Source organism: Rathayibacter sp. AY1F3 (assembly GCF_002931975.1).
Classification (GTDB): Bacteria; Actinomycetota; Actinomycetes; order Actinomycetales; family Microbacteriaceae; genus Rathayibacter.
In genome coordinates this window covers 1-5686 of sequence record NZ_PSVF01000056.1, presented here as the reverse complement: position 1 = coordinate 5686, position 5686 = coordinate 1, and the positions used below count along the sequence as shown (strand labels likewise).

The following is a 5686-nucleotide window of genomic DNA, read 5'->3' as shown; positions in this document are numbered from 1 at the left end:
CCTCCGGAGCCCGCGGCCGCGTCCCCGCGCACGCCCACCCCTCCGGACGGAACCCCTCATGCCTCACCAGCCCCTGCCCGCCGATCAGTCCCCCCACTCGATCTGGCGGGGACTCCGCCAGACCCTCCAGAAGGACACGGTCGGCGGAGCGTTCCTGCTCACCGCGACCCTCCTCGCCCTGATCGTCGCCAACAGCCCCGCGTCCGCGCTCTACAGCGCGGTCCGCGACTTCCGCTTCGGCCCCGAGGCCCTGCACCTCGAGCTGAGCGTCGGGTCGTGGGCGGCCGACGGCCTGCTCGCGATCTTCTTCTTCGTCGTCGGGCTCGAGCTCAAGGAGGAGTTCGTCGCCGGCAAGCTCCGCGACCCGAAGACGGCGCTCGTGCCGATCGTCGCGGCCGTCGGCGGCGTGGCCGTCCCCGCCCTGATCTTCACCGCGGTGAACCTGCCCCGCGGAGGAGCCGCGCTGGACGGCTGGGCGATCCCCGCCGCCACCGACATCGCCTTCGCCGTCGCGGTGATCGCCGTGGTCGGCCGGTTCCTCCCGCCGGCGCTGCGGACGTTCCTCCTCACGCTCGCCGTGGTGGACGACCTCATCGCGATCACGATCATCGCCGTCTTCTACACCGCCGGCATCGACGTGCTGATGCTCCTGCTCGCGCTGGTGCCGCTGGCGGTCTTCGCGGTCTGCGTGCAGCGCGGCGTGCGCGCCTGGTGGGTGCTGATCCCGCTCGGAGTGGCGACGTGGGCGCTCGTGCACGCCTCGGGCATCCACGCCACGGTCGCGGGCGTGCTGCTCGGCTTCACCGTGCCGGTCGTCGCGTCGAGGCGCGCCCGGGTGCAGGTGGGGTCGGATGCGGAGGGGCGCCCGGTCTACGACGGCCTCGCCGCGCACTTCGCCGATCGCTGGAGCGTCCTCTCGACCGCGGTCGCGGTGCCGGTCTTCGCGTTCTTCTCGGCCGGAGTGACGGTCGGCGGAGTCGCGGGCCTGGTCGACTCGTTCCAGGACTCGATCGCCGTGGGCATCATCGCGGGCCTCGTGCTCGGCAAGCCGCTCGGCATCGCCGGGAGCACCTTCCTCCTGACCCGGTTCCGCGGCATCGGCCTGGATACGTCGCTGCGCTGGGTGGACGTGATCGGCATGGCGTTCGTGGCCGGCATCGGATTCACGGTGTCGCTGCTGGTCGGCGAGCTCTCGTTCGGCGCGGGCAGCGAGTCCGACGACCACGTGAAGGTCGGCGTCCTGGCCGGCTCGTTCCTCGCGGCGGTGATCGGAGGCGCGATCCTCTCGGTCCGCAACCGCCACTACCGCCGCCTGCAGGGCTGACGCCCGGCGGGATCTCGCGGCGCCCGCTGCTCGATCAGCACGCGCCTCCTGCTGGTCGAGCAGCCGCCGCAGGCGCCCTGTCGAGGCCCGCGCGGCTCAGCCGTGCAGGCCGTGGACGACCGCGTGGCCGCGGCCGCGGGAGATGAGCAGGCGGTTCACCGGGGTCGTGACGACGAAGGCCAGGGCCAGGGCGCCGGCGAGCGAGCCCCAGAAGAGGCCGGACGAGAGGCCCGCGTCCATCGCTCCGGGGATCGCGAGCACCACCGTGTTGTCGACGACCTCCATCACGGCGATCGAGACGGTGTCGGCCGCCAGAGCGATGCCGACGGCGGCGCGCCACGTCACTCCGGAGCGGAGCACGCCCCGCAGCGTGAGCGCGTAGCCGAACACGAAGGCGAGGACGATCGAGAGGGCGACCGTCGCCAGGGCGGGCAGACCCAGGGCGGAGCCGATCACCATGCCGAGGACCTCGCCGATCGCGCAGCCGGTCAGGCAGTGCAGGGTCGCGAGGGCGGCGGCGCGCCAGGTGGTCGGGTGGTGGTGGGCGTGGTCGGTCATGGTGTCTCCTCCGGTTCGGTCCAGGGGAGTGCAACATACCCCAGGGGGGTATATTCCCGACCCGGCCGTCGGAGTCTCCTCCGGCTCCGCAGGCGCGCGAGCCGTTAGCCCGGGCGCGCTACCCTCGCCCCGTGCTCCTCCGAGCACCGCCCCTCGACACCAGGAGCCCCGATGGCCGCCCCCACCGTCCTCTTCGTCTGCATCCACAACGCCGGCCGCTCGCAGATGGCCGCCGGCTACCTCCGCGCCCTCTCCGGCGGCGCCGTCGAGGTCCGCTCCGGCGGCTCCGAGCCCGGCGACAGCATCAACCCGATCGCGATCGAGGCGATGGCGGAGGAGGGCATCGACATCTCGCAGGCCGTCCCGCAGCTGATGACCACCGAGCAGGTCCAGACCTCCGACGTCGTGATCACGATGGGCTGCGGCGACGTCTGCCCCGTCTTCCCCGGCAAGCGCTACGAGGACTGGGACCTCGCCGACCCGAAGGGCCGACCGCTCGAGGAGGTCCGCTCGATCCGCGACGACATCAGGGCCCGCGTGCAGGCGCTCGTCGCGGAGCTGCTGCCCGCCTGAGCCGGTCGATCCCGTCCGGCCGCGTCAGCGTTCGGCGGGAGGCGGGAACGTCCGCCCGACCGGAGGCGAGCCCGCAGGGAGCGCCGCTCGCGCCCGGTGCAGGAAGACGGCGGTCATGACGACCCGGGCGCGGGCCGGCGACGAGTCGAGCGGGCCGATCAGCTCCTCGATCCGCGCGAGCCGGTCGTAGAGGGTCTGCCGGCCGATGCCGAGCGCGGCCGCCGTCGCCGTCTTGCTCCCCCACAGCGACGCGAAGGCCTCGAGGGTGGCGAGCAGCTCGCCGCGCTGGGCGCGCAGGGGCCCGAGCACCTCCTCGACGAGGTCGTCCGCCTCCGGATCGTCCTGCAGAGAGCTCGCGAACCGCTCCAGGCGGTACTGGCGCGAGTCGACGACTCCGCCCGCGGGCGCCCACTCGAGCGCGCCGCGCACCTCCGCCAGCTCCCGCGGCACCCGCTCCTGCCCGCCGAGCCCGCTGCCGACGCAGAGCAGAGCGTCCGAGTCGAGGGCGGCGCCGAGGCGCAGCAGCTCCGCGCGGCCCTCCTCCATCGCGGCGGCGGTGGCGAACGGCAGCAGCGCCAGCAGCTCGGAGCCGACCACGCAGAGCACCGGGCCGGGATCCGCTCCTGCGCCCGTCAGGAGGCGGAGCAGAGCGCGGAGCCGCCGGTCGTCGTGACCGGTGTCGGCCCGGACGCCGAGGTAGCGCTCCCGGGAGCCGGCGCCGAGGCGGCCGAGGAAGGCGTCGATCTGGAGGTCGGCCGCCGGGTCCGCACGCTCGACGGACGCGATCGCGAAGAGCTGGGCGGTCAGCCGCTCGGTGACCGACGGCGGGCGGTGCCGGAGCACGGCGATCGCGAGGACGTCCGGCGCCCGGTCGAGCGCGACGGCGACGGCGTGGAGGTCGGCGTCGGCGTGGGCCCGCAGATGCAGGGTGCCCAGGAGGGAGTCGCCCGCGTGCAGCACGTTCGAGAACGTCCCGGCCGTCGGCTCCGTGTCGACGCCCGGCCCGGGCGAGGCGCGGGCGATCTCGTCGCCCGTGAGCGAGACGAGCGAGGCGGAGGCGCCCGTCGCGGAGGCGACGACCTGCAGGAGCTCGTCGACGCCGGCGTCCCCGGAGGCCGCGTCGGCCAGCAGACCGGACACTCTGTCCGCCAGTCGGATGCTCCGGAACTTCTGCTCGGTGAGGTGGGTGTTGATGCTCTCGCAGACCTGCACGAACGGGACGCGCCGGGGCAGGGCGAGCACGGGGAGGCCGAGCTCGTCGGCCGCCGCGACGATCGGCGGCGGCACCGCGGGCAGGCGCGGCGAGAGCTCGAGAGCGAGGGCGCCGACTCCCGCGTCGACCAGAGACCGCACGTACTCGCGGCACTCCGCAGGGTCCTGGTCGGTCGAGAGGAGCGCGCCCTCCATCAGGAGCAGCTCGCCTCCGAGGAGGAGGGGCGCGATGTCGAGCTGCTCGCTCGTGTGGGCCCAGCGGATCACGGCGCGCTCGGCGGCCGCGTGCCCGGCGGCGACCACCGGGAGCATGGCGGCGAGGCGCGGATCCCGCATCGCGTCCGACAGCAGGTAGGCCATACAGAACGTCCTCTCGCGTCACGGCGAATTTACACGCGGACGCGCCGCCCGAAACGGGTCCGCACGAGAGTGGAGCCTCACCGGGCGCCCCGCCCTCCCCTTCATCCCCCTCCCCGAGAGGATCCGCCATGAGCACCGACACCCTGCACGGCACCGCCGACGCCGAGGACGCGCTGAGTCCCCTGCCCGACTCCCGGCGCACCGCCCGGCTCGACGGGCAGTTCTGGATCTGGGCCGGCGCCAACATCGCCCCCATCAACTGGGTGCTCGGCGCCCTCGGCGTGAACATGGGCCTCGGCCTGGCGGACACCGTCACCGTCCTCGTGCTCGGCAACGTCGTCGGGATGGCGGTGTTCGGCTTCTTCGTCCTCCTCGGCCAGCGGACGGGGGCGACCGGGATGCTCGTGGGACGGGCGATCTTCGGCCGGCGCGGCAACTACGTCCCGGCCGCCATCCAGGCCGGGGTCGTGATCGGCTGGTGCGCCATCAACACCTGGATCGTCCTCGACCTCGTCATCGCGCTCCTCGGCTCCGTCGGCGTCGTCGACCCGGAGCAGGCGAACGTCGGCTGGAAGATCGCGGTGGCGGCGGTGATCATGGCGGTGCAGGTCGCGATCTCCTTCCTCGGCTACCGCGCGATCGCCGCCTTCGAGCGCTGGACCGTCCCGCCGACCCTCCTGGTGCTGGCGATCATGTCGGTCGTCGCCTGGTTCTTCCTCGACATCGACTGGTCCTACGCCGGCCCCGCGGAGGGCGCGCTCACCGGAGGCGACCGCATCGCGGCCATGTCCATCGTGATGACCGCCATCGGCATCGGCTGGGGCCTCACCTGGCTCGCCTACGCCGGCGACTACTCCCGCTTCGTCGGGCCCCGCTCCTCGAAGCGGGGGCTCTACCTCGCCAGCGTCCTCGGCCAGTTCATCCCGGTGGTCTGGCTCGGCGTCCTCGGCGCGACCCTCGCGACGAAGAACGGCTCCGTGGACCCCGGGGAGCTGATCGTCGAGAACTTCGGCGCCCTCGCGATCCCCGTGCTGCTCCTGGTGGTGCACGGCCCGATCGCGACCAACGTCCTCAACATCTACTCGTTCGGCATGGCGACCCAGGCCCTCGACATCCGGCTCGGGCGCCGCGCGCTCAGCCTCATCGTCGGCGTGCTGGCCTTCGCGGCCGCGGTGTTCTTCGTCTTCCAGGACGACCTCGCCACCACGCTCGACGCGTGGCTGGTCGGCCTCGTCGGCTGGGTCGCCCCGTGGGGTGCGATCGTGCTGGTGCACTACACGGTGTTCGAGCCGCGCGTCCGCTCGTTCGGGCACCTGTTCGCCCCGGTCGGCTCGCCGCTGCTGCCGGACGTCCGCTGGCGGGCGCTGCTCTCCTTCGCGATCGGCGCGACCCTGACCTGGCTGTTCATGAACGGCTCGGTGCCCGCCCTGCAGGGTCCGGCCGCGACCGCCCTCGGCGGCGTCGACGTCTCGTGGCTCGCGGGCGGAGTCTCGGCCGGCATCGCCTACCTCCTGCTCGGCCGGGACGCTCCCGCCTGGGTCGAGCGCCGGGAGTCGGCCGCGCCGGTCGCCGCGGAGCCCGAGCCCGTCCGCGGCTGAGCCCGAGCCCCTCCGCGGGCCGGCCCCCTCGCGAGCCGGCCCGCCCCGTCCCACCCCGCAC

Annotated in this window: 5 protein-coding genes; 3 read left to right on the top strand and 2 right to left on the bottom strand. The window is 73.8% G+C overall.

Features of this window, described 5'->3' with window-relative positions; genetic code table 11:
- Window positions 1-58: 58 nt before the first annotated feature.
- Window positions 59-1324 carry a Na+/H+ antiporter NhaA gene (gene nhaA / locus C5C39_RS16915; RefSeq protein WP_104353927.1) on the top strand — a complete coding sequence of 422 codons (1266 nt, stop codon included), beginning with the start codon at window positions 59-61 and terminating at the stop codon, window positions 1322-1324.
- Between the two features lie 96 nt (window positions 1325-1420).
- Here nhaA and C5C39_RS16910 read toward each other — a convergent pair whose 3' ends face one another.
- Window positions 1421-1882 (bottom strand): DUF4396 domain-containing protein, encoded by a 462-nt coding sequence (locus C5C39_RS16910; protein ID WP_104234357.1) that lies wholly within the window; start codon window positions 1880-1882, stop codon window positions 1421-1423.
- A 171-nt stretch (window positions 1883-2053) separates the two neighbouring features.
- Between C5C39_RS16910 and C5C39_RS16905 the strand changes: the two genes are divergently transcribed.
- A complete protein-coding gene (locus C5C39_RS16905; protein WP_104353926.1) occupies window positions 2054-2455 on the top strand; it encodes an arsenate reductase ArsC in 402 nt (133 codons plus the stop codon).
- 24 nt (window positions 2456-2479) lie between these two features.
- Here C5C39_RS16905 and C5C39_RS16900 read toward each other — a convergent pair whose 3' ends face one another.
- Window positions 2480-4027, bottom strand: a complete 1548-nt coding sequence (locus tag C5C39_RS16900) for a PucR family transcriptional regulator (protein ID WP_104353925.1) — start codon at window positions 4025-4027, stop codon at window positions 2480-2482.
- Between the two features lie 128 nt (window positions 4028-4155).
- Here C5C39_RS16900 and C5C39_RS16895 point away from each other — a divergent pair, with 128 nt between their 5' ends.
- Complete coding sequence (locus tag C5C39_RS16895) at window positions 4156-5625, top strand: cytosine permease (protein WP_104353924.1); 1470 nt, start codon at window positions 4156-4158, stop codon at window positions 5623-5625.
- Window positions 5626-5686: the final 61 nt, after the last annotated feature.